Origin of the sequence: Amycolatopsis sp. NPDC021455 (assembly GCF_040640995.1) — a bacterium.
Classification (GTDB): Bacteria; Actinomycetota; Actinomycetes; order Mycobacteriales; family Pseudonocardiaceae; genus Amycolatopsis.
Window position 1 is genome coordinate 106550 of the sequence record NZ_JBFACT010000011.1, and the last position, 23707, is coordinate 130256.

21 protein-coding genes and 2 pseudogenes are annotated in these 23707 nt (G+C 70.4%); 7 read left to right on the forward strand and 16 right to left on the reverse strand.

Annotated features, from left to right (window positions below; genetic code table 11):
* Nucleotides 1-10 precede the first annotated feature (10 nt).
* Genes AB0G28_RS16635 through AB0G28_RS16650 form a run of 4 tightly spaced genes read right to left on the reverse strand, consistent with a single transcriptional unit; the run spans nt 11 to nt 4530 of the window.
* The gene (locus AB0G28_RS16635) at nt 11-976 is read right to left on the reverse strand and encodes an ABC transporter permease (RefSeq protein ID WP_361089063.1); all 966 of its coding nucleotides are present in this window, start codon (nt 974-976) and stop codon (nt 11-13) included.
* The gene (locus AB0G28_RS16640) at nt 973-1923 is read right to left on the reverse strand and encodes an ABC transporter permease (protein WP_361089065.1); all 951 of its coding nucleotides are present in this window, start codon (nt 1921-1923) and stop codon (nt 973-975) included. The genes AB0G28_RS16635 and AB0G28_RS16640 overlap by 4 nt, the downstream gene beginning before the upstream one ends.
* Nucleotides 1904-3460, reverse strand: coding sequence for a sugar ABC transporter ATP-binding protein (locus tag AB0G28_RS16645; protein ID WP_361089067.1), 1557 nt, complete (start codon nt 3458-3460; stop codon nt 1904-1906). The genes AB0G28_RS16640 and AB0G28_RS16645 overlap by 20 nt, the downstream gene beginning before the upstream one ends.
* Entirely contained in the window at nt 3457-4530 is a 1074-nt protein-coding gene (locus AB0G28_RS16650) for an ABC transporter substrate-binding protein (protein WP_361089069.1), read from the reverse strand. The genes AB0G28_RS16645 and AB0G28_RS16650 overlap by 4 nt, the downstream gene beginning before the upstream one ends.
* Before the next feature lie 153 nt (nt 4531-4683).
* Here AB0G28_RS16650 and AB0G28_RS16655 point away from each other — a divergent pair, with 153 nt between their 5' ends.
* Entirely contained in the window at nt 4684-5691 is a 1008-nt protein-coding gene (locus AB0G28_RS16655; RefSeq protein ID WP_361089071.1) for a LacI family DNA-binding transcriptional regulator, read from the forward strand.
* A gap of 99 nt (nt 5692-5790) precedes the next feature.
* Here the strand turns inward: AB0G28_RS16655 and AB0G28_RS16660 are convergent, their stop codons facing one another.
* Together AB0G28_RS16660 and AB0G28_RS16665 are read right to left on the reverse strand one after the other, a co-directional pair.
* Nucleotides 5791-6948, reverse strand: a complete 1158-nt coding sequence (locus AB0G28_RS16660; RefSeq protein ID WP_361089073.1) for an AAA family ATPase — start codon at nt 6946-6948, stop codon at nt 5791-5793.
* Nucleotides 6949-6994: 46 nt separating this feature from the next.
* Nucleotides 6995-7486 carry a helix-turn-helix domain-containing protein gene (locus AB0G28_RS16665; protein WP_361089075.1) on the reverse strand — a complete coding sequence of 164 codons (492 nt, stop codon included), beginning with the start codon at nt 7484-7486 and terminating at the stop codon, nt 6995-6997.
* A 101-nt stretch (nt 7487-7587) separates the two neighbouring features.
* On the opposite strand from AB0G28_RS16665, the gene AB0G28_RS16670 reads away from it, so the two are divergent.
* From AB0G28_RS16670 to AB0G28_RS16685, 4 genes and pseudogenes are all read left to right on the forward strand, one after another.
* Entirely contained in the window at nt 7588-8292 is a 705-nt protein-coding gene (locus tag AB0G28_RS16670) for an SDR family oxidoreductase (protein ID WP_361089077.1), read from the forward strand.
* Between the two features lie 161 nt (nt 8293-8453).
* Nucleotides 8454-8870, forward strand: a pseudogene (locus AB0G28_RS16675) (carbohydrate-binding protein); the annotation flags it as partial.
* 36 nt (nt 8871-8906) lie between these two features.
* Nucleotides 8907-9488 (forward strand): annotated as a pseudogene (locus AB0G28_RS16680) (glycoside hydrolase family 75 protein); the annotation flags it as partial.
* A gap of 132 nt (nt 9489-9620) precedes the next feature.
* Entirely contained in the window at nt 9621-10184 is a 564-nt protein-coding gene (locus AB0G28_RS16685; RefSeq protein WP_361089203.1) for a TetR/AcrR family transcriptional regulator, read from the forward strand.
* Nucleotides 10185-10187: 3 nt separating this feature from the next.
* Here the strand turns inward: AB0G28_RS16685 and AB0G28_RS16690 are convergent, their stop codons facing one another.
* The 3 genes from AB0G28_RS16690 to AB0G28_RS16700 are packed head-to-tail and all read right to left on the reverse strand — an operon-like array spanning nt 10188 to nt 14142.
* Nucleotides 10188-11072: an aminoglycoside phosphotransferase family protein gene (locus tag AB0G28_RS16690; protein ID WP_361089079.1), complete on the reverse strand. Its 885-nt coding sequence runs from the start codon at nt 11070-11072 to the stop codon at nt 10188-10190.
* On the reverse strand, nt 11057-11872 hold the full coding sequence (locus tag AB0G28_RS16695; protein ID WP_361089081.1) for a siderophore-interacting protein: 816 nt from the start codon (nt 11870-11872) through the stop codon (nt 11057-11059). Before AB0G28_RS16695 ends, AB0G28_RS16690 begins: the two co-directional genes overlap by 16 nt.
* Nucleotides 11869-14142 (reverse strand): excinuclease ABC subunit UvrA, encoded by a 2274-nt coding sequence (locus AB0G28_RS16700; protein ID WP_361089083.1) that lies wholly within the window; start codon nt 14140-14142, stop codon nt 11869-11871. Before AB0G28_RS16700 ends, AB0G28_RS16695 begins: the two co-directional genes overlap by 4 nt.
* A gap of 75 nt (nt 14143-14217) precedes the next feature.
* On the opposite strand from AB0G28_RS16700, the gene AB0G28_RS16705 reads away from it, so the two are divergent.
* Nucleotides 14218-15000 carry a TetR/AcrR family transcriptional regulator C-terminal domain-containing protein gene (locus AB0G28_RS16705; protein WP_361089085.1) on the forward strand — a complete coding sequence of 261 codons (783 nt, stop codon included), beginning with the start codon at nt 14218-14220 and terminating at the stop codon, nt 14998-15000.
* A 73-nt stretch (nt 15001-15073) separates the two neighbouring features.
* Nucleotides 15074-16468, forward strand: a complete 1395-nt coding sequence (locus AB0G28_RS16710) for a PIN-like domain-containing protein (protein WP_361089087.1) — start codon at nt 15074-15076, stop codon at nt 16466-16468.
* Between the two features lie 4 nt (nt 16469-16472).
* Here AB0G28_RS16710 and AB0G28_RS16715 read toward each other — a convergent pair whose 3' ends face one another.
* From AB0G28_RS16715 to AB0G28_RS16745, 7 genes are all read right to left on the reverse strand, one after another.
* A complete protein-coding gene (locus AB0G28_RS16715; protein WP_361089089.1) occupies nt 16473-17213 on the reverse strand; it encodes an SAM-dependent methyltransferase in 741 nt (246 codons plus the stop codon).
* Nucleotides 17214-17224: 11 nt separating this feature from the next.
* Complete coding sequence (locus AB0G28_RS16720) at nt 17225-17455, reverse strand: ferrous iron transport protein A (protein ID WP_361089091.1); 231 nt, start codon at nt 17453-17455, stop codon at nt 17225-17227.
* Nucleotides 17452-17682: a glutaredoxin domain-containing protein gene (locus AB0G28_RS16725; RefSeq protein WP_361089093.1), complete on the reverse strand. Its 231-nt coding sequence runs from the start codon at nt 17680-17682 to the stop codon at nt 17452-17454. Before AB0G28_RS16725 ends, AB0G28_RS16720 begins: the two co-directional genes overlap by 4 nt.
* A complete protein-coding gene (locus tag AB0G28_RS16730) occupies nt 17679-19778 on the reverse strand; it encodes a phage holin family protein (RefSeq protein WP_361089095.1) in 2100 nt (699 codons plus the stop codon). Before AB0G28_RS16730 ends, AB0G28_RS16725 begins: the two co-directional genes overlap by 4 nt.
* On the reverse strand, nt 19775-20356 hold the full coding sequence (locus AB0G28_RS16735) for a VTT domain-containing protein (RefSeq protein ID WP_361089097.1): 582 nt from the start codon (nt 20354-20356) through the stop codon (nt 19775-19777). Before AB0G28_RS16735 ends, AB0G28_RS16730 begins: the two co-directional genes overlap by 4 nt.
* On the reverse strand, nt 20353-21144 hold the full coding sequence (locus AB0G28_RS16740; RefSeq protein WP_361089099.1) for an MBL fold metallo-hydrolase: 792 nt from the start codon (nt 21142-21144) through the stop codon (nt 20353-20355). Before AB0G28_RS16740 ends, AB0G28_RS16735 begins: the two co-directional genes overlap by 4 nt.
* A 204-nt stretch (nt 21145-21348) precedes the next feature.
* On the reverse strand, nt 21349-23514 hold the full coding sequence (locus AB0G28_RS16745) for a germacradienol/geosmin synthase (protein ID WP_361089205.1): 2166 nt from the start codon (nt 23512-23514) through the stop codon (nt 21349-21351).
* Between the last annotated feature and the right edge of the window lie 193 nt (nt 23515-23707).

A 23707-nucleotide genomic window follows, 5' to 3' on the forward strand; every position in this document is an offset into this window, starting at 1 on the left:
GGGACCTGGTTCAGCGGGTTCGGGAGCGCGCCAGCAGGCGCTGGATCACCACGACGACGAGCAGGAAGGCCCCGCTCACCACCGTCTGGTAACTGGAGTCGAGGGTGCCGATCTGGTTGATGACGTTCTGGATCAGCGTGCGCAGCAGCACGCCGACGAGGGTGCCGGCGATCGTCCCGGCGCCGCCGGTGAGCAGCGTGCCGCCGATGACGACGACGGAGATCGCGTCGAGCTCGGTGCCGACGCCGATCACCGTGACGCCGGACTGCAGGTACGCGGCGGTCAGGACGCCGGCAAACCCGGCGAGGGCGCCGCTGAGCGTGTAGAGCGTGATCTTGGTGCGCGCCACCGGAAGGCCCATGAGCAGCGCGGACTGTTCGGCGCCGCCGATGGCGAACACGGACTGGCCGAACCCGGTGCGGCGCAGGAGCAACGCGCCGAGCGCGAACAGGACCAAGGTCAGGTACACCGGCACGCCGACGCCGAAGACCGTGCCCTGCCCGAGCCAGAGGAATGCCGAGCCCGGGACCACTTTGTACGTCGTCGCGCCTTCGGACGTCAGCGCGAGCAGGAGTCCCCTGGCGAACAGCAGGGAGGCGAGGGTGACGATGAACGGCGCCATCCCGGTGCGGGCGATGAGCAGGCCGTTGACCAGCCCGATCAGCGAGCACACCGCCAGGGGCAGCAGGATCGCGACGAGCAGCCCGTGTTGCGCGCCGTACGCGGCGAGGACGCCGCCGAGCGCGTAGTTCGAGCCGACCGAGAGGTCGATGCCGCCGGAGATGATCACGAACGTCATGCCGAGCGCGATGATCGCCAGGAACGAACTCTGCAGCGCGAGGTCACGGAGGTTGTCCGCGGACCCGAAGCGCGGGAACGCGAACCACGCGGCGGCGATGCCGAGGACGAGGACGACGGCCGCGCCCTGGCGTTGCAGGACCCCGGCGAGCGCGGCGTTCTGAGTGGTGGTGGTCATCGCTTGCTCCGCTCGCGGGCCACGTAGACCGCGGCGACGATGATGGCCGCCTGGACCATCTGCGCGGTCGAGTCCGGCAGGTTGTGCTTGATCAGGGTGGCGTGCACGAGCTGCATGAGCAGGGCGCCGAACACGGTGCCGAGCACTCGGACCCGGCCGCCGGTGAGCGGCGTGCCGCCGACGACGACCGCGGTGATCGCGGACAACTCCATGAGCAGCCCGAGGTCGTTCGGGTCGCTGGCGCCCAGCCTCGACGTCGCCAGCACGCCGGCCACCGCGGCCAGCGCCCCGGAGATGACGTAGACGCCGACGAGCACGCGTTTCACCGGCAGCCCGGCCAGGGTGCTCGCCGCGCGGTTGCCCCCGACGGCGACCAGGTGCCGCCCGAACGTCGTGCGCTGCACGACCAGCCCGGCCAGCACCGCGAGCACAGCCGCCACGATGACCATGATCGGCACGCCCAGGACGTCGCCGGTGCCCAGCGCCAGGAAGTCCGGGTTGTGCAGCTGGACGAGCTGGCCGTGGGCGATGACCAGGGCGAGCCCGCGGCCGCCGACGAGCAGGGCGAGCGTCGCGATGATCGGCTGGATCCCGAGGTAGGCCACGAGGTAGCCGCTGAACAGGCCGGAGACGATCCCCGCGATGACGGCGACGAGGATCGCCATCAGCGGCCCGGCGCCGAGGTAGAGCGGGATGAGCGCGGCGGCGATCGACATCACCGAGCCGACGGACAGGTCGATGCCCTCGGTGCCGATCACCAGCGCCATGCCGAGCGCGACGATGCAGACGGGTGCCGCCTGCACCAGCTGCGTGCGGAAGTTGGCCGCGGACAGGAAGTTCTCGGTGAACACCACGTTGAAGAGCAGCAGGACGACGACGGCCAGGTAGACGCCGTAGTCCTGCAGCCACGCGGTGACCTTCGCGCGCTCAAGGGTGGCGGTGGACATCGTTGTCACCCTCCGCTGCGATGGCTGCCAGGACGTTTTCTTCGGTGATGTTGCTGCCGGTCAGTTCGCCGGCGACCGAGCCGTCGCGCAGGACGACCACGCGGTCGGAGCCGTCGATCAGCTCTTCCAGTTCGGACGAGATGAGCAGCACGCCGAGCCCTTCCCGCGCGAGTTCGTCGATCAGCGCCTGGACCTCGGCCTTGGCGCCGACGTCGATGCCGCGCGTCGGCTCGTCGAGGAGCAGGATCTTCGGGCCGGTGGCCAGCCAGCGGGCGAGCAGCACCTTCTGCTGGTTGCCGCCGGAGAGCTCGGACACCTTCTGCTCGGGGCTCGCGGCCTTGATCCGCAGGCGGTCCATGAAGATCTTCACGATCCGGTCCTGCCTGGCCTTGCTGACCAGGCCGAACGGCGACAGCGCCGGCAGCGCGGCGAGCACGATGTTCTCGCGGACCGACAGGTTCGGGATGATCCCGTCGGTCTTGCGGTCCTCGGCCAGCAATGCGATCCCGGCGCGCATGGCGTTCTTGATCCGGCCTCGCTTGAGCGGCTTCCCGGCGAGCAGGACGCTGCCGCCGTCCAAGGGGAACGCCCCGACGATCGCCCGCGCGGTCTCGCTGCGGCCGGAGCCGAGCAGCCCGGCCAGGCCGACGACCTCGCCGGGCCGGATGCTCACCGAGACGTCGTGCAGCTTCCGCAGCCCGCTCAGGTGCTCGGCCTTGAGCAGCGGCTCGCGCTCGACGTCGTGCTCCTCGCCGAACGCCGTGACGCCCTCTTCACGGATCTGGCGGATCTCCCGGCCGAGCATCAGCGACACGAGTTCGATGCGCGGCAAGGGCTTCAACGGTCCACTGTGGACGACCCGGCCGTCGCGCAGCACGGTGACGCTGTCGCAGACCCGGTACAGCTCGTCCATCCGGTGACTGACGTAGACGATCGCGATGCCTTCCGCGTGCAGCCGGTTCAGCACCTCGAACAGCGTCTCGACCTCGCGGGGCTCGAGCGACGACGTCGGCTCGTCCATGATGACGACCTTCGCGTCGGCCGAGACCGCGCGGGCGAGCGCGACCATCTGCTGCGCGCCGACACCCAGCGTGTGCAGCGGCCGCCTGACATCGTTGTCGACGCCGTAGCCCTTGAGCAGTTCCCGGGCGTCGGCGGACATCTTCGACCAGTCCACGAGCCCCGCGCGGGTGCGTGGCTCGCGGCCGAGGAAGACGTTGCCGGCGATGCTCATCAGCGGGACGAGGTTGACCTCCTGGTAGATCGTGGAGATCCCGGCGCGCTGCGCGTCGATCGGCCGCTTGAACGTCACCGGCTCGCCGAGGTGGCGCACCTCGCCCTCGTCGGGCCGGTAGACGCCGGTGAGCACCTTGATCAGCGTGGACTTGCCGGCGCCGTTCTCGCCGACCAGCGCGTGCACTTCGCCCGGAGCCAGCGCGAAGCTGACGTCGTCGAGGGCGAGGGTGCCGGGGAACCGCTTGGTCACCCCGGTCACCTCGAGCACCGGCGCGGTCGTCACTTCGGTGGTGGCTGTCACTGGTAGGAGTTCCCGACCTTCTGGGCGGCGTTGGTCTCGTCGTACTGGTCGTCGGTGATGACGATGCTCGCGGGGATCGGCTCGCCGTTCTCGAACTTCTGCAGTGTCTGGAAGGCGAGCGGGCCGAATCGCGGGTTCGACTCGATCACGGCGTTGTAGCTGCCGTCGACGATGAGCTGCACGGCGTTGCGGGTGCCGTCGATGGAGACGACCTTGACGTCCTTGCCCGGCGACTTGCCCGCCGTCTTGAGCGCGTTGACCGCGCCGACGCCCATTTCGTCGTTCTCGGCGTAGACGGCGGTGATGTCCGGGTGGCTCTGGATGAGCTGCTCCATCACGGCCTGGCCCTTGGACCGGTCGAACTCGCCGGTCTGCTCGGCGACGACGGACAGGCCCGGGGTCTTCGCCAGCTCGTCCTCGAAGCCCTTGGTGCGGTCGGTGGTGACGTTGTTGCCCGACGAACCGAGCAGGATCGCGACCTTGCCGGTGCCGCCGGTGATACGCGCGGTCTCTTGCGCGGCGCGCTTGCCCTGCTCGACGAAGTCGGAGCCGATGAACGTCAGGTAGTCGGTGCACGGTTGCGACGTCACCTTGCGGTCGATGGTGACGACCGGGACCTTCTTGGCCTTCGCCGCGTCGAGCGCGGGCTGGAGGCCGTCGGAGTTCAGCGGCGCGACGACGAGCAGCTGGGCGCCGCGGTCGAGCAGCGACTTGATGTCGCTGATCTGGCGGTTGAGGTCGCTCTGGGCGTTGGTGACGAGCAGCTTGCCGATGCCGAGCTTCGCGGCTTCGTCGCGAATGGACTGCGTCTCGGCGATCCGGAACGGGTTGGCCTCCTTTTCGGACTGGGAGAAACCCACCACCGCGGTCTTCACGTCGAGCTTGGGGTAACCGGTCTTGGCGAGCGTGCAGCCGTCGGCGGCCGGCGCGGCGGACTGGGCACTCGCGGCCGGCCCGCCGCCGCTGGAGGGCGCGGCGGAGGTTTCTTCCCGGCTGGTGCAGGAGGTGAGGGTCAGTGCGGCGGCGGCCGCGGTGACCAGCGCCAATCGGGGACGGGAAGGCAAGAGCACGGCGACTCCTCGGGCAGCGTCGTTGATGACCCGCTCGCCGGAGTGACCGGGGTCACCCCGAGAGCCTTGAGGTACTTTTTACATCGTTGGAACAACGTTGTAAACCGGCAGCCGCTCGCTACACTTCGTGCTCACTCTCTGAAGGGACCGCCCGTGACCGTGACGCTCAAGGACGTCGCCACGCTTGCCGGAGTGTCGGTGAAGACCGTGTCGAACGTCGTGAACGGCTACGCCTTCGTCAAGCCGGAGAACCGCCGGCGCGTCGAGGAAGCCCTGGCGGCGACCGGGTACCGGCCGAACGTCGGCGCCCGCAACCTCCGCCGCGGGCGCACCGGGTTCCTGGCGCTGATGGTGCCGGAGCTGTCCATCCCGTACTTCGGGGAGCTGGCGGGCCTGGTCATCACGGCGGCGCAGAAGCGCGGCTGGAGTGTCCTGATCGAACAGACACAGGGGACGCGGGCGCGGGAGCGGGAGACGCTGTCGTCCTTGGGGCCGCATCTGGTCGACGGCGCCCTGGTGCACCCGGAGGCCCTGGAGGCGGCGGACTTCCCGGCGGATCCGGGCGGGATCCCGCTGGTCATGCTGGGTGAGCACGCGGTGGACGTGCCGATCGACCACGTGGCGATCGACAACGTCCTGGCGGCGCGGACCGCGGTGTCCCACCTGGCGTCACTGGGCCGCACGCGGATCGCGGCGATCGGCCGGAACCCGGCGCGCGGGACGTCGTCCCAGCGGCTGGCCGGGTACCGTGCGGCGCTGTCCGAGGCGGGTTTGTCCTATTCGGACGCTTTGGTGGCCCCGGCGGAGAAGTGGCACCGGTCGGTGGGGGCGGCGGCGATGAAGTCGTTGCTGGCCTTGGCGTCGTCGCCGGACGCGGTGTTCTGCTTCAACGACCTCCTGGCCGTCGGCGCGTTGCGGGCGGTGGCCGAGCAGGGCCTGCGGGTCCCGGACGACGTCGCCATCGTGGGGTTCGACAACAACGAAGAGAGCGCATTCTCGCTGCCCTCGCTGACGACGATCGCCCCCGACAAGACGGCACTGGCCGAGGCGGCGGTCGACCTCGTGCACCGGCGCATCACGGGAGACACGACGTCCCCGCCACAGGACATCCAGACCCCGTTCGCCCTGGAGATCCGCGAAAGCACCCGCGGCCGCCGCTGAGGGCCCAAAGCACCCCAATGTGGCGTTGGGTGCGTTGGACGCACCCAATGTGGCGTTCGGTGCGTTGGACGCACCCAATGCCACATTGGGGCGTTGGGGTCAGCGGGCCGGCCAGTGCCAGGAGGGCCGGTCCAGGCGGCCCTGGCCGGCCACCTTCGTCTCGCCGTACTCCTTCTCCAGCTCCACCGTGCCCACGTCGGTCACCGCCGCCAGTGCGCGGATCAGGGGCTGGGCGTGGGAGACCACCACCAGCTGGGTTTCCTTCGCCGCGGTCGCGATCAGGGTGGCCAGGGCCGGGAGGAGGTCCGGGTGGAGGCTCGTCTCCGGCTCGTTCAGCACCAGCAGCTCCGGCGGGCGCGGGGTCAGCAGGGCCGCCACCCACAGCAGGAACCGCAGCGTGCCGTCGGACAGCTCCGCCGCCGACAGCGGCCGCAGCAGGCCGTGCTGGCGGAACTCGACCGACAGCAGGCCGTCCTCGGAGCGCCGCACCTCCAAGGCCGAGCCCGGGAAGGCCGCGTCGATCACTTCCGCGAGCTCCGCGGCCCGGCCGACTTCGATGATCGTCTGCAGGGCCGCCGCGAGGTCGGCGCCGTCGTGGGACAGCACCGGGGTGCGCGTGCCGATGCGGGACTGGCGGGCCGGGGCGTCCGCGTCCGTGCGGAAGTGGTCGTAGAACCGCCACGACCGGATGCGCTCCCGCAGCACCAGCAGCTCCGGGCACGCCCGCGGGTCCGCGAACTCGCTCAGCATGCTGTCCGTCAACCGGATCTTGAACCGCTCGTCGCCCCACGCCCCGGACGACACGCGGGTGCGCACCGACGGGCCCGCCCGGTCCGCCAGCAACGCCGCCGGCCGCAGGACCGGCCCCGACCACACCGCTTCCCGCTTGAACTCCGGGTCGAGGTTGAACAGCGTCGCGGCCGGCACTGGCAGGCCCAGGTCGAGCGCATAGCCGAACTCGTCGCCCGCGAAGCCGAGCCGCAGCCCGACGGCCTTCGTGTGCACCTTGCCCTGAACCCGGGTGGTGCCCCGTCGCACGCCGTTCTCCGGGCCGGCCCACAGCGTCGACGGCAGGCCGCCCTCCCGCGCCAGCGCCGCCACGGCGCCGTTGCGGGACGCGTCCGCCAGCAGCCGCAGGGCCCGGTACAGGCTCGACTTGCCGCTGCCGTTCGGTCCGGTGACGACGGTCAGTCCCGACAGTGGCACCACCAGATCGCGCAGCGAGCGGTAGTTCTCGACGGCCAGCGTGGTGAGCATGCCCCCGAACCTAGCCGTCCCCGACCCCGGCTCGCCGGGGACCGGGTCAGGCGACCGGGTCCGCGAGGGGGATCTCGCCTTCGGTGAGCCAGGAGCCGCGCCACGCGAGATCGGCCCGGACGAGGGGTTTTCCGCAGCTGTCGCACTTCTCGCCCGGCCGCGTGAGCTGCCCGCAGCGGGTGTGGACCAGGTTCATCGGGCCGGGGGCGTGCTCCGACGAAGTGTGCGCGTTGCCCCACGCGGCGAGCGCGTGCAGCACCGGCAACGCGTCCGAGCCGGCTTGCGTGAGGCGGTACTCGTGGCGGGTGCGGCCGCCGTCCCGGTAGGGGAGCTTCGTCAGCAGGCCGCGGGCGACGAGCTTGCCCAGCCGGGTCGTCAGCACGTTGTCGGCGATCCCGAGCTGCGCGCGGAAGTCTTCGAACCGGGTGGTGCCCGCGGTGGCGTTGCGCAGGATCAGCAGCGTCCACGGCTCGCCGAGGACGTCGGCGGCACGGGCGATCGGGCAGGACGCGTCCTCCCACGTGATGCGACGGCTCATCGTGTGTTCCCTTCGTGCTGACTTGCTCCGAGCAAGTCTACGTCGTAAGGTCGGCCGTAGCTAGCTTGCAACGAGCAAGCCAGATGCGAGAGGAGCTCGTCATGGACATCACGGGTGCGGTGGCGCTGGTCACCGGAGCCAACCGGGGCCTCGGCCGTCAGTTCGCCGCCGCCCTTCTCGAGCGTGGTGCCGCCAAGGTTTACGCCGCCGCGCGGAACCCGGAGTCCGTCGATCTGCCGGGTGTGGTCCCGCTGAAGCTCGACGTGACCGACCCGGAGTCGATCCGGGAAGCCGTGGCGATCGCGGGAGACGTCACGCTGCTGGTCAACAACGCCGGGTCGTCCACCGGCGCGTCGCTGCTCGGCGGGTCCCTCGACGACATCCGGCTGGAGATGGACACCCACTACTTCGGCACCCTGGCGGTGACGCGCGAGTTCGCGCCCGTGCTGGAGCGCAACGGCGGCGGCGCGGTGCTCAACGTGCTCTCCGTGCTGTCCTGGTTCACCGCGCCGCAGGTCGCGGCGTACTCCGCGGCGAAGGCGGCGGCGTGGTCGCTGACCAACGCGCTGCGCCAAGAGCTGGCGCCGCAGAACACGCTGGTGACCGCGCTGCACGTCGGCTACATGGACACCGACATGGCCAAGCACGTCGACGGTCCGAAGGCCGACCCGGCGGTCGTGGCGCGGCTCGCCCTCGACGGCGTCGAGCAGGGTCGCTTCGAGGTGCTCGCCGACGACCTCAGCCGGAACGTGCGGGCCGGGCTGGCCGGCGACCTGACCGGGCTCTACCCGGCGCTCGCGTCCTGAGTCCACTTCGGACGGTGTCGGCCCGCTGAACGGCTTCCCGGTCAACGGGAGCCCGTACGGTTCGTATTGACCAGGGTCGCATGTCGACTTAGCGTTTTCTGACAGTAAGGAAACTTTCCTAACTGTCGGAGGTCCTCATGCACAGACCCCGGGCGATCGCCATGGCGATCGCGGCCGCAGGTGCGTTCTTGATCGCGCCCGCGGCCGCGAACGCCGCGACAGTCACCTACGAAGCCGAGAACGCCACCATCTCGCAGGGCGCGGTCAACGCCGACCACGCCGGCTTCACCGGCACCGGCTTCGTCAACTACGACAACCTGACCGGTTCCTACGTCCAGTGGTCCGTCTCGGTCGCCACCGCCGGCAGCACGTCGCTGACGTTCCGGTTCGCCAACGGCACGACGACCGCCCGGCCGATGACCATCGCCGTCGACGGCACGACCGCCGAGACCCCGTCGTTCGCCGGGACCGGTTCCTGGACGACGTGGAACACCACGCCGGTGAACGTCACGCTGACCGCGGGCACGCACACCGTCCGGGCCACGGCGACGACCGCGAACGGCGGCCCGAACGTCGACTCGCTGACCGTCGGCGACTCCGGCGGCGGTGGTGGAGCGCCGAGCGCGTCCGAACTGCTGTCGAAACTGACGTCGTGCAGCCAGATCTCCAGCGGCAAGTACAAGACCGACTCCGAGACGAGCCGCACGATCCCGGTGTGCGGGCTCTCGGACGCGGTCTTCTGGAAGGCCGACATGGACATCGACTGCGACGGCCAGCGGACCTCGCAGTGCAACGAGAACACCGACTGCTGCTTCCAGGCCGACACCGCGTTCCACCAGTCCGACGGGAAGCCGTTGAACGCCGCCACACTGCCGTACGTCGTGGTGCCGAGCCCGAGCAGCACCTGGGACTACCGGAAGTTCGGCATCGCGGGCGCGGGCGTGGTGGCGGTGATCTACAACAACCAGGTGACCTACGCCGTGGTCGGCGACACCGGGCCGACCGACATCATCGGCGAGGCGTCCTACGCGACGGCGAGTTCGCTCGGGATCGACCCGGACCCGTCGAACGGCGGCACGGACTCGGGCGTGACCTATCTGTTCTTCAAGAATTCGAAGGTGACGCCGATCGAGAGCCACGCCAACGCCGTGAGCACCGGCGAAGCACTCGCCCGGCAGTTCGTGAACAACCACTGATGCTTCCGGGGTCCCCGGTCGGGGACCCCGGAACACCGGCCCGGCGGGCGCGGGCGTATGAATGGGTGGGTGCCCGAAAACGTCGAAACCGGAAACGGCCGAACGAGGAACCGCTGGGGCGAAGGAGAACGGCTGCGCGGGGAGATCCTGGCCGCGGCCGGCCGGCTGCTCGCCGAGCTCGGCGGCGAGGACGGGCTGACGATCCGCGGGGTGGCGCGCGCGGTCGGCATCGCCCCGGCGAGCATCTACCAGCATTTTTCCGATCGCGCGGAATTGGTGCGCGGCTTGCTCGACCACGAATACACGCGGCTGCGGGATTCGATGCGCGCGGCGGAGGAGACACTCGGCGAAACCGACGTCGTCGGCCGGGTACGGGCGCAGATTCACGCGTACTGCACGTTCGCCATGGAGAATCCGGGGCATTACCGGCTGATGCTGGCGAACGGCGCGTCCCGCCCGGACCCGGACGCCCGCGCGGAGGGCCCGCTGCTGGACGTGATCGACCGCCTGGCGGCGGGCTTCGAGCGCTGCGTCGAAGCGGGCCACCCGCTGAGGGTGACCCCGGGCCGCGCGGCGGCCGTGGTGTTCGTCGGCGCGCACGGGCGGGTGGCGCTGTTCCACAGCGTGCTCAACCGGACCGGGGCCGAGCTGGTGGAGCCGTTCGTCGACGAGCTGATCTCGCTGGTCTTCGAGTGAGCCTCAGACCGCCCGCTTCAGGGCGTCGACGTCCTTCGCGAGGTGTTCGGTGATGAACCGGGCGCGGTCCGCGTCGTCGATCTTCCGCGGCGTCATCTCCACCAGCATGATCAGGTCCAGGTACACGCGGTAGAGACCCAGCCGGGCCCAGGCCGGCATGCCCCACTCCGCCGGGCCACTCGCCGCGCGGTAGCCGTCCAGCAACTCGCGGTCCGGGGCGCGGAACAGGCTCAGGGAGACGAACTCCGCCATCGGGTCGCCCCAGAACGCGCGCTCGGCGTCGATGATGCCCGACACGCGGCCGTCGTCGAGGAGGATGTTGCCGTCCCACAGGTCGAAGTGGACCAGTACCGGGGTGGTGACCAGGTCCAGCAGCGGCTCGTGGCGGTGCACCAGGTGCGTGATCTCCGCGGCCGGCCGGGGGAGGCGCACCCCGTAGCGGACGGCGTCCGCGAGCACGGCGTCCACCATGGCCGTGAACGCCGCCGGCCACGTCGGGTGCAGGGAGTCCTGGGGGTAGCCGAACCTCTCGCCGGTCACCTTGTGCAGGCCCGCCACGATCCCGCCCAGTTCGGCCCGCTGCCGAGGGCCGGCGTCGGGCACCTGCGACCACGGCACTCCCGGCAGCTCCGTCATCAGCAGGAAGCCGGGCCCGGACCCCACCACCGACGGCAGCGGGCCCGAGACCCGGCGGTAGTACTCCGCTTCCGTGGCCAGGAGGTCGTGTTCGTGGGCCAGCCCGGGCGCGGACGGCGCGATCTTGAGCACCAGCCGCCGTCCGTCCGCCAGTCTCAGCCGGATCGCCGTGTTGTACGTTCCCCCGCCGATTTCCTCGGCCGACACCACCGAAGCCGGGTCGATGCCCGATGCGATCAGTTCCCCGTCCACCCGGCCGAGTCTGCCAGCTTTTCCGCCGCGTCGGCCAGATCCTCCGGCGTCGGGGCGTCGTCCTGGGTCAGCTTTCGCCGCCAGTAGCCGGTGAACTCGACGTCGCCCTTGGGCAAGCCGCGCTCGCCGACGAGGTGACGGCGCAACGCGCGGACCGTCGACGCCTCACCGGCCAGCCACGCCGCCGACCCCTCCGGCAGCGCCGCCCCACGCACCGCCTCCAGGAGACGGCTGCCGTGCTCGGCGCCGTTCCGGTGCAGCCAGTGCACCTCGCCGGGCAGCGGCTGCTCCTCCGCCACGTCTTCGACCTCGAGGAACGCCACCGTATTGTCCACTTCAGACATGATCGAGGCGACGGCGGGGATCGTCGTTTCGTCGCCGGCGAGGAGCAAGGTGTCCGCTGTGGACAGTGGGCGGCGGTAGGCCGGGTCCGGGCCGTAGCGGCCGAGGATGTCGCCCGGCGCCGCCTGGAACGCCCAGGCCGTGGCCGGGCCTGCCGGACCGGGGTGCAGCACGAAGTCCACGTCGATCGTGCCGCGATCCCGCGAGCGCACGGTGTAGCTGCGCATCACCGGCCGTTCGTCGGCCGGGATCTCGAGGTACGCCTGGTACCAGCGCATGACGTCGCCGTCGGGTTCCGGCAGGCGCACCGGGCGGCCCGGCGGCGGGAACAGCAGCTTGAGCTGCTGGTCCGGCCACGCCTCCAGCTCGCCGAGGCCGTCGCCGGTGAAGGTGACGCGCGCGGTGCGCGGCGTCACGCGCCGCACCGCCGTCACTTCGAGCAGACCGGTCGGGTTCACGGCTTCCCCAGGTATTCGCGCAGGTGACGGGCGGTGAGCGTGGAGGCGTCGGCCACCAGTGCGGCCGGCGTGCCTTCGAAGACGACCCGGCCACCGTCGTGGCCGGCGCCGGGGCCGAGGTCGATGAGCCAGTCGGCGTGGGCCATCACGGCCTGGTGGTGTTCGATGACGATCACGGTGTTGCCCGCGTCGACGATCCGGTCCAGCAGCGCCAGCAGCTGGTCGACGTCGGCGAGGTGCAGGCCGGTCGTCGGCTCGTCGAGGATGTACGTCGAGCCGTGCTCGGCCATCCGGATCGCCAGCTTGAGCCGCTGCCGCTCACCGCCCGAAAGCGTCGTCAGCGGCTGCCCGAGCGTCAGGTAGCCGAGGCCGACGTCGGCGAGGCGGTCGAGCACGGTCCGCGCGTTGCCCGCCGGGAAGAATTCGCGCGCCTCGGCGACGGACATCGCCAGGACCTCGCTGATGTTCTTGCCGCGCAGCTCGTACGTCAGCACCTTCGGCGTGAACCGCCTGCCTTCGCACTCCTCGCAGACGGACGCGACCCCGGCCATCATGGCCAGGTCGGTGTAGATCACGCCGAGTCCCTTGCACTTCGGGCAGGCGCCTTCGGAGTTGGCGCTGAACAGGCTCGCCTTGACGCCGTTGGCCTTGGCGAAGGCCGCGCGGATCGGGTCGAGCAGGCCGGTGTAGGTCGCCGGGTTGGACCGCCGGGACCCGCGGATCGCCGACTGGTCGACCACGACGACGTCGTCCCGGTGGGCCAGCGAGCCGTGGATCAGCGACGACTTCCCGGAACCGGCGACCCCGGTGACGACGGTCAGCACGCCGAGTGGGATGTCCACGCTGACGTCACGCAGGTTGTGCAGGTTCGCGCCGGTGATCTTCACGTGCCCGGACGGCTTGCGCACCTTCTCGCGCAGCGTGACGCGGTGGTCGAGGTGGCGGCCGGTGAGCGTGCCGGAGGCGCGCAGGCCGTCGACGCTCCCGGTGTAGCAGAGCCGCCCGCCGTCGGCGCCCGCGCCGGGACCGAGGTCGACGACGTGGTCGGCGATCCGGATCGTCTCCGGCTTGTGCTCGACGACGAGGATCGTGTTCCCCTTGTCCCGCAGGCACAACAAGAGGTTGTTCATCCGCTCGATGTCGTGCGGGTGCAGCCCGACGGTCGGCTCGTCGAAGACGTAGGTGACGTCGGTGAGGCTGGAACCCAGGTGCCGCACCATCTTGACGCGCTGCGCCTCGCCGCCGGACAGCGTCGCAGACTCGCGGTCGAGTGACAGGTAGCCGAGGCCGATCTCGACCAGCGAGTCGAGGGTGTCGCGCAGGTTGCCCAGCAACGGCCGGATCGACGGCGCGTCGAGGTTCCGCACGAACTCGGCGAGGTCGCTGATCTGCAGGGCGGCGCAGTCGGCGATGTTCTTCCCGTCGATCTTCGCCGACAGCGCGGCCTGGTTCAGCCGGGCGCCACCGCACTCGCCGCAGGTCTTGAAGGTGGCGGCCTTCTCGATGAACGCGCGCAGGCGCGGCTGCAGCGACTCCGTGTCCTTCTGCAGGTACAGCCGCCGGACCTTCACCGCGAGGCCTTCGTAGGTGATGTTCGTCTTGCCGACCTTCACCTTGCACGGACCCTTGTGGAGCAGGTCGTCGAGCTGCTCGGGGGTGAAGTCGCGGATCTTCGTGTCCGGGTCGAAGAAACCGCACGAGAGGTAGGTCTGCACGTACCAGTTGTCCGGCGTGAACCCGGGCACCAGGATCGCGCCGTCGTGCAGCGAGCGGTCGAAGTCGAGCAGGGCGTCGACGTCGAGGTCGGAGATCCGGCCGAGGCCCTCGCAGGCCGGGCACATGCCCTCGGGCAGGTTGAAGCTGAACGCGCCGGACGTGCCGACGTACGGTTCGCCGAGCCGCGAGAAGGCGATCCGCAGCATGGCGTAGGCGTCGGTCGCGGTGCCGACCGTGGAGCGCGAGTTGGCGCCCATCCGCTCCTGGTCGACGACGATGGCGGCGCTGAGGTTCTCCAGCAGGTCGACGTCCGGGCGCGACAGGCTCGGCATGAACGACTGGAGGAAGGCGCTGTAGGTCTCGTTGATCAGCCGCTGCGACTCGGCCGCGATGGTGCCGAAGACCAGGGACGACTTGCCGGAGCCGGAGACGCCGGTGAAGACCGTGAGCCGTCGCTTCGGGATGTCGAGGTCGATGCCGGTGAGGTTGTTCTCCCGGGCGCCCCGGACCTCGATCACGTCGTGGGTGTCGGCGGCCCGCCTGGGTGAGGTCATACCGTCCTTCTTGATACTTTAGGCTGTAAAGTGTCTTCAAGGGTACATTACTTTAGGGTGTAAGGAGTCGGCAAGGTGGTCGTCTTCGCGGGTCAGGGCGACGCCCGGCGGTCCATGGAACTGCTGTGGGCGCCACGCGTGGTGGCGCCACGCACCGGCCCGGGCCCCAAACCGGGCCTGTCGGTCGAGGCGATCGTGGCGGCGGCGATCGAGATAGCGGACGGCGAAGGCATGGGCGCGCTGTCGATGCGCGCGGTCGGCGAGCGCCTCGGCCGCACGGCGATGGCGCTCTACACGTACGTGCCGGGCAAGACCGAGCTGGTCGACCTCATGTACGACCGGACGCTGGGGGAGCTGCCTTCGGTTTTTTCAGGTGCCGACGGCTGGCGCACTTCCGCTCGGGCCCTGGCGGACGCGTTGTGGGACTTGCACCTGAGGCACCCGTGGCTGCTGCAGGTCTCGCCGGCCCGCCCGGTGCTCGGACCGGGGGAGTTCCACGTCCAGGAGACGCTGCTTCGCGTGTTGGCTGAGACGGGGTTGCCGCTGTCCCGGGTCCGCTGGGTCGTGGCGGCGCTGTTCAACATCGTCCGCGGATCCGTGCAGGCGGCGGCGGAGTCTCGCCAGGCCGCCCAGGAGACGGGACAGTCCGAAGAGGACTGGTGGTACGCGCGGTCGGCCCTGCTGGGCGAGCTGGCCCCGGACCTGCCGGCCCGGTTCCCGACGGTGGCCCAGCTGGGCCCGGCGGTCGACGCGGCGAGCGACGAGCCTTACTTGGAGCGCGAGGCGAGGCTGTCGTTCGAGGCGGGACTGGAGCTCCTGCTGGACGGCGTCGAAGCGGCGATCGTCCGCCAAGGCTGACTGTGTCGCTGTAACAAAGCCTCGCTCGCCTGCGATCGGAAAACGACGGATGCTCCGGCGGCGAGGTGGGGTAATGGCTCAAGGCGATGTCGGCGGTCTCACCGACGGTTTCGAAGGCTATCTCACGCCCGCTGACGACGACTACCGGGAAGTGCTGCGGAACGGTCTGGTGGTCGTCGACGCCAACGTCATCCTCAACCTTTACCGGTACGAGAGTGGCACTCGAGAAGACCTGTTCGGGGTGCTCGAGAAGTTCGGCGAGCGGCTCTGGGTTCCGCACCAGGTCGCGCTCGAGTTCTGGAACAACCGCGAAGCCGCGCTCGGTGACCTCAAGAAGGTCACGGGCGAGACCGTGGAAGCCCTGGGTGAGCTCGGCCGGCAGGCTCCGAAACTGGTGCAGGCGTGGGCCTCGCGCATCTCCCTGCCGGACGACAAGGAGAAGCTGATCACCGACTCGATCGCCGACGGGTTCCGGTCGGCGGTGGAGTCGATCGAGGAGTACGGCCGGATAGCCGGGGAGAACGGCCACTGGGACACCAACGAAGATCAGGTCCTCGCCAAGCTGCGCCCCCTGCTGGCGGGCAAGGTCGGCCGGAAGTTCGCCCCCGACGAAGTCGATGCCGCGCGCCGGGAAGCGATGAGGCGCATCGAGAACAGGGAGCCTCCGGGATTCAAGGACAAGGACAAGCCGGATCCGTGCGGGGATTACTTCGTCTGGCGCCAAACGCTGGAGGAGGCGAAGCGGCGCAAGGTTGATGTCCTGTTCGTGACCGACGACTCGAGGCGTGACGACTGGTATCGCCGCCCTGGTGGGCAGACTCGAGGCCCGCGCCTGGAGCTTATCGACGAGATGCGCGCGTTTTGCGGCGTCCGGCTGTTCATGATGCGGACGGAGTCGCTGCTGTTTCATGCCGGCCGCGTGCTCGATGTCACCGTCCGCGAGTCCTCGGTCGAGGATGTCGTGCGCGTCGAAGAACGGCCGGTGTCCCTGGACGAGTCGCCGGCTGATGAGCCACTCGTGGACGAACATCAAAGCCTGATCGAGGCGGCCAAGCGTTCCGATGAACGTCTCCGACGTATGGAAAGTGAGTTCGCGGCGGTTCGCCGTCTCGGAAATCACTATTTTAATTTCTTGAAATCTCTGGGGTTCACGGTCGAGAGGTCTTATTTGCCGAACCCCCACGACTACGTGTTGATTCGAGGTGAACAGCGGTTCTATTTCTATTTAGGACTGTCGGTCTCGCCTAATTCGGTCAGCTCCTTTTCGGTTCCTCTGGGTCGCCTGCTCGGAAATGGTCCGGAAGAGGGAAGAAAAGAATTCGGTGATGTGGTGTTCTTGTTGTCGTCCGCCCCTTCGGACGCCGTTGAGGATCTCGCGGACCGATATGGGTTTTCGCTGGTATGGCCCGAAATGGACGGCGAATGGAGAGGGAACAGCCGGGCGGTCGAGTGGGGCCTCGCGACCTGAGGTGTCAAGGCTTCCGGGCCTCGATGAGGAACCGGGTCGTGTGGGCGACGAACGGGCCGTCCCGCTCGATCAGCTCGTGCAGCTCAAGCAGCTTGCCCCGGTACCGCTCGACCGTGAACCCCGGAACCATCCAGATCACCTTGCGCAGGAAGTACACCACCGCGCCGATGTCGAAGAACTCCGTGCGCAGCGACTCCGACCGCAGGTCGACGACCTCCAGGCCCGCCTCCGACGCCGCCGCGACGGCCCGGTCCGGGTGACGGCTGTCGCGTGCCTCCTCGGGTAGCGGCCCCAGGAAGAACTCGACCAGCTCGAACACGCTCGCCGGCCCGACCTGCTGGGAGAAGTACGTTCCGCCGGACCTCAGGACGCGGGCGATCCCGGTCCAGTCCGTCGTCACGGGGTGGCGGCTGGAGACCAGGTCGAACACCGCATTGCCAAACGGGAGGCCCGAAGTGGCCACGATGGCGACCCCGCGCGGCCGCAGGCGAGCCGACGCGCGTGCGACGTTCGGCGGCCACGACTCGGTGGCCACCATCAACGGCGGGAACACCGGGCACCCGTCGAGCACCTCGCCACCGCCGGTTTCCAGGTCCAGGGCGGCCGACACGCCACCGAGGCGTGAGCCCAGCAGCCGTTGATAGCCCCAGGAGGGGCGGGCTTCGGTGGCGCGGCCGTCCAGCCACGAGAAGTCCCAGCCGTCGACGGACACCGCCGACGCTTCGGCTACCAGGTCCTCGAACATGACCCCGATGGTCACAAAGCAGCCGGCGGACCGCCAGCGGATTTCCGGACCGGCGGCGGAGGCACCGGCTTGGCGAGGGCGACCGAGGAGAACTCGACGACGACCGGACCGCGCCGGGTCTCCACCGTGCACGAGACGTCGTCGCGCGCCACCAGGTCACCGAGCGCGTCGGTGAACCCGCCCTCGATTCGGTAACGGACGACGACCCGCGTCCCGAGCGGCAGCTCCCGCAGCAGTTTCACAGCCGCGAACTCAGCTCGGCGTCGGACGGCTCGACCAGGAACGTGCCGTCCTCCCACACGATGGTCGGGATGCGGCGCGCGCCGTCCTGCAGTTCGCGGACCCGGCGCTCGGCTTCGGCGTCCGCCTCGACGTCCACATAGGAGTATTCGACGCCTTCGCGGTCGAGCAGCGCGCGGCTGCGCTTCACGTCCGGGCACCAGTCCGCGCCGTACACCGTCAACTTCACGAAACAACCTCCGTAACAGGGGTTTCCCTCGAGGGATGGCCCAGCTCCGTCAGCCAGCCGCGGAACACCCGGTGCAGTGCCTCCGCCCCGACGACCTCGCCGGGGAAGGCCAGCTCACGCGGGTGCACGACGAACCCGCGCTGCTGCGGCCCGCCCAGCCCGCCGTGCGAGCCCACGTGCGTCTCGAACGGCGACGCCTGGTCCGAGCCCGGGTCGTACCGGCTGTTGATCATGACATCCGCGCAGTGCGGGAACGTGTCCACCCGCCGGATCAGGTCCGCCGCGTGCGGGCCGTACGGCTCCAGGGGGTCCGCACCGATCACCACGCCTGTCGCCAGCCGGTGGAGGCCGTCGCGGCCCAGCACCACCGGGCCGAACTCGCGGCTGCGGACCAGCAGGAACCCGACGCCGGGGTGGTCCACCAGGGACGGCAGCAGGTCCGGGAACTCGCGCTCGATCGTTTCCAGCTCGACACGGCCGCCGTGCTCGGTGAACGACACCATCGCGATGTGGCCCGACACGACCACGACCACGCCCGGCGCCACGCGGGTGACCGCGCCCGGCGAGCCGGACGTCGTGCGCGGGCGGTCTTCGGCGCACTCCGCGTCCTCCACCCGGGCGCGAAGCCGGCGCGCGATCAGGCCGCCGCCTTTCGTCGCCTCGGCCAGGGCCGCGTTGATCTGCCAGCTTTCGGCCTGCCGCCGCTTGCCGGCAAATGCAGACGGAGAACCGCCGCACAGCCGGCCCACGTACGCCTCGATCGTCTCGCCGAACCGCTGCGAAAACGCCTGGCCCTGCGTCTGGCCGTGGTCCGACAGCGCGACGACGTGGTAGCGGCGCGGGGCGAGCCGCGAAGCCCGGTGCAGCCGCGCGATCTGCTGGTCGATCGAGCGCAGCACCGACAGCGTGTCGAACCGCTCGATGCCGGAGTGGTGCGCGACCTCGTCGTAGCCGAGGAAGTCCGCGTACACCACCGGCCGCCCGGCCAGCATGTCGCCGAGGATCGCGGACACGACGACGTCGCGGGCGATCACCGTCGTGCCCGGCCGCGCCAAGGGATACCAGCCGCCGCGCGGGACGCGGGGCACGACGCCGGCGCGGCGCTGGCGCACCGACGCGGTGATCTCGCGGAAGACGTCGGCCAGGGCGACGGCGAACGTGCGCAGCGCGTTGACCGGGTTCGCGAAGTAGGCGTAGTAGCCCGCGCCGAGGCGGTCACGGCGGCGGCGCAGCAGTTTCTTCGGCACCAGCACCGGGATCGAGCTCATCGTGAGGCTGACGTGGGCGGCGTCGCCGGAGAAGAGGTTGCCGCGGCTCGCGCCGTCGCCCGCGAGCAACCCGCGGCCGTCCGAATGCCGCCGCTCGATCTCGGCCGCGTCGGCCGGGTGCGCGCACGCCATCACGTGGTCGCGGTCCTTTTCGTACCAGCGGAACCCGAGGATGTCGTGGTTGGAGCCGTGCAGGATGCCGCAGACGCTCGCCCCGGTCTGCGAGCTCCAGTCGGTGTGCCACGGCGTCAGCGCGTGGCTGCCCTCGGCGAGCCAGGCGGCGAACGTCGGCATGTCGCCGTCGCGGACCGCGCGGCGGACGGTGTCGAAGCCCAGGCCGTCGATCTGCAGGAACAGCACGCCCGGAGGCAGGTCGCCGGACGCCGGAGCGTGGTGACGCCTCCGCCGGGCGGCGCGGCGGAAGAAGATCTCGTCTTCGTCGATGGCGAGCAGGCTGGAGATGAGCGCCCCGACGGCCGCCATGCCGAGCGTGACGATCACCGCGGTCCGGAACCCCGCGACCTCGACCCCGGGCACCGTGCGGAACACGGCCAGCGTCCCGGCGCCGAGCAGCAGGAACCCGAAGCCGCCGAACGTGAAGAACGCCAGCGGATAGGCGATCCGCATGACCAGCGGCCAGCCGACGCCGGCCAGCAGGCCGAGCAGCAGCGCACAGACCGTCGGTTGCCACCAGTGCGTCATCCTGAAGCCGGGGAGGAGGACGTCGAGCAGGCGCAGCGCACCGGTCACGGCCACCCACACCAGCAGGATGCGGGCGAGGGCCCGGCCGCCGCGCAGCAGACGCCCCTTCGGGGCGGTCGTCGTCACACTCGCTCCTTGGTCTTGCGGCGCCACCGGGCGATCAGGTTGGTCAGCACGGTGACCAGCAGGACCAGGACCGTCGCCAGCAGCGTCGCGATCAGCGGCGAATCGAAGACGCCGCCGCTGACGATGCCGAGCAGGCTGTACGCGGTCGCCCACAGGACGCAGGCGACGAGCGCGGCGGGCAGCAGGCGCCGCCACGGGTAGCTCAGCGCGGCCGCCGCGAGCAGCACCGGGATCCGGCCGGCCGGGACGAGCCTGCCGACCACGACGAGCTGCCAGCCGCGGCGCGCGAACTGCTCGCGGGCCTTCTCGAGCCGTTCGGCGGGCTGGCGCCTGCTGATCCAGCGGAACGCGGCTTCGCTGCCCAGCCGCGGGATCCCGAACGTGACGACGTCGCCGAGGTAGGCCCCGAGGACGGAAAGGACGATCACCAGCGGCAGCGACAGCTGACCGCTGCTGGTCGCGACGGCGGCCGCGGCGCCGACCACCGCGCCGGTGGGCACGATCGGGACGATCGAGCCGAGCAGCACGCCGCCGAACACCGCCGGATAGCCGAGGGCGGCCGGGTCCGTCCAGTTCACGCGCGGTCCGTCGGCGTGGGGAGCACGACGTCGGCGCCGGGCTCGGTGAACAGCACGTCGGTGGCGATTTTTCGAGCACGGACTTCGGCCGCGAAGACCCGCGGCGGGTCGGCGAGCAGCCTGCGCATCCGCGCGGTGCGCCGCAGGCCGGGGACGGCGAGCGTGCCCCAGTGCACGGGCACGGCGGCGCGTGCTCCGGTCAGCCCGGCGGCCCGCGCGGCCCGCGCCGGATCGAGGTGCCCGGGGCCGAGGTTCGGTCCCCAGCCCCAGACGGGCAGGAGGGCGACGTCGACCGGGCCGAGCTCGCCCATGCCGTCGAAGAGGTCGGTGTCGCCGGCGTTGTAGACGCTCGTGTCCGCGCTCCGGATCAGGTGCCCGATCGCGGGACTCTGCGGGCCGTGGGTGAGCCGCGGCCCCCACCGGTGCCCGGAGTGGACGGCTTCGGTGGCCGTGACGGTCAGTTCGCCATCGGTGAGCGTCTCGCCGGGCGCGATCTCTTCGACGCGCTCGAAGCCCTTCCCGGCGAGCCAGCTCCCCGCCCCGCGCGGGACGACGATCCGGGTGCGGGCGCCGAGCAGCCGCAGCGACGGCAGGTGCAGGTGGTCCCCGTGCAGGTGCGAGAGCAGCACGAGATCGACGTCGGCGTAGCTTTCCGGCGGTGGCGGGGGAACGACGCGGACCAGCCCGCCGACCCGCGCGGTGAGCACGGGATCGGTGAGCACGACCCGGCCGCCGAGTTCGAGCCGGACGGTCGAATGGCCGAGGAAACGCAGGTTGAAGCCGCTCACACCGTCGAGTATCGCCTCCGCCGGACCCGGACGCCCGGCGGAGTGGCCGGGGCAACGCCGAACGTGCTCAGAGAGCCGACACACGTGATCCCAGGGTCGACACACGTGATTCCAAGGTCGACACGCCGCACGGCCGACGTCCTCGCCGTGTCGACCCTTCAATCACGCGTGTCGACCGCTCAATCACGCGTGTCGGCGCTCTGATCACGCCCGTGCGGCGGGCAGCAGGGACGAGATCCGCAGCGAGGACGTCCCGATCCCGGTCGGCCCGCCGAACACGGCCCCGGCCACCGGGTGGTACCGCAGCTCCGTCTCCGTGTAGCGGCCCACGTTCTCGTGCCAGTTCAGGATCCCGGCCATCCAGTCGCGGAACTCGCCGACGTACCCGAGCAGCATCTCCTGCACGTCCGAGGCGACGTCGTAGTCGCGGAACAGCGCGGGCAGCTCGATCGCCGCCGCGTGCTCGAACTCCGCCAGCCGGGCGTGCACCAGGTCGGTGACCACCGCGAACGCGCGTTCCTCCGGGCAGTCGAGGAAGTTCCGCACCACCAGCACGGCGTTGTGGAGCTCGCCTTCGTACTGGATCTCCTTGCGGTAGGAGTACAGGTCGTTGATCAGGCAAGCGATGTCCGTGGCCGAGTGTTCGATCGCCTGCACCGGCCGGGTGCGGTACAGCTCGGGCGGCACCGAGCGGCCGTGCGAGAACCGGGACAGGCTCATCGTGAGGTCCGAGCCGAACGTCCGGCGCCGCATCTCGACGTAGTCGATCGGGTCCGGGATCCGGTTCTGCGCTTGGTTCGCCATTTCCCAGAGCCAGCTCGACGTCATCGAGTCGACCGCGCGGCGCACTGCGCGCCGGTTCTCGGGCGTCATGTGTGCCGTCGTCCGTGGCCACAGGTCGGCCAGCCCGGCCTCCAGCGCGGTCGTGGGTGCGGGCATCGGCGAGTCGTCCACCGGCATGAACGCCGACAGGCGCGCGTTGCACGCCTTCGCCGCGGCCAGGTCGCGGGTCGCGCCGAACACCAGCGGGTAGTAGTCGTCGGCGTAGGTGCCCCAGGTCAGCCAGTCGCAGGTGACGTCGAGGCCGTCGGCCGTCGCGTCCGGGTGGATGCCCGCCGCGCACAGCGCCAGGTCGGCGGCGCGCAGCTTCCGCTCGTCCCAGACCACGCCGTCGAGGAAGCCCACGCGCCGCGCCCAGTCGACGTTGCGCGCCCGGCACGTGCCCAGGTGCGGGCTGAGCCGCAGCGGGAAGGGCACGTCGACGGACGGCCGTGGGACGTCGACCGCGCGGAACGGCGTCGAGCTGTAGGCACGCAGCCGTTGCGGCGCCGTGGCGAGCACCGAGGAGAAGATCCGGGCCGCGGACATCCCGAGGTCCGAGGTGTCGCCGCGGCCGGCCAGGGCGCCCTCGTTCATGTACCGGCTGGACCGCAGGTGCCATTCGTGCCCGCCGGACTGCCAGTCCTGCAGGCCCTTGACGTAGGCGAACGTCGCCGCGCGCGCGGCCGGGTCGACGCCGTGCTCGTCGAACAGCGCGGGCACTTCGGTGAGGGCGGTGTGCTCGAACTGGTGCAGCCGCGAGGTGATCAGGTCGTTGACCGCGTCGGCCGCCTGCTGGGTGGTGAGCCCGAGGAACTCCTCGAACACGAGCACGCCGTTGGACAGCTCGCCCTCGTCCTGGACCTCGCGCTGGTAGGAGAACAGGTCGTTGCGCAGGTGGACGCTGTCGGCGAAGCAGTCGCGCAGGACCTCCATCGGGCGCGACGCGGCGATCTCGTCGGGCACCTCGGCGTGCACCGAGTGCTCGACGAGGTTCGCCGACCACGGCGCGCCACCGACCTTCCGCCGCATCTCGACGTACTCGATGGGGTTCGCGAGCCGGCCTTCGTTGATGTTCGCCAGCTCCCACAGCGACTCGTCCAGCAGCGCCTTCGTGCTCTCGACGAACCGGCGCCGCCACCCCGCCGAGCGGTGCGGGACCGTCCGGTTCCACAGGTCGGTGAGGCCGCGCTCGACCGGGTTTTCCGGCGTCGCCGTGATTTCGCCCTCGGCGGGCATGAACAGGGCGAGCCGGTCGAGGTAGGTCCGCGCGCTGTCGATGTCGCCGGTGCGCTTGTACAGCTCGAGGAAGTGGTCGTCGAAGTAGAACACCCAGACGTACCAGTCGGTGATCAGGTCGAGCTCTTCGGCGCCGGCGTCGGGGTGGGTGTAGGCGCAGAGCAGCGCGTAGTCGTGGGAGTCGAGGTCGTGCTCGGTCCAGATCACCGTGCCGTGCTGCGGCACGTCGATCATCTCCATCCCGCGCGCCCACGCCTTGCTGTGCTCGCGCGCGCCCTCCAGGTGCGGGTTCAGGCGCGCCGGGTAGGGCATGTAGAACTCGGGGAGGACGAACGGTTGCTGAGGCACCCCGTGAGGCAACCAAAGGAAGCCGGCGCCCGCCAAGGGAAGCAGGCCGGATGCACACGAACGGGCCGGGTGCATCGCCCGCCCGGCCCAGCGTGGTTCACGGCCCGGTCAGCACGCGGCGGCCCGGCGTCGCACGATGGTGGACGTACCAGACGAA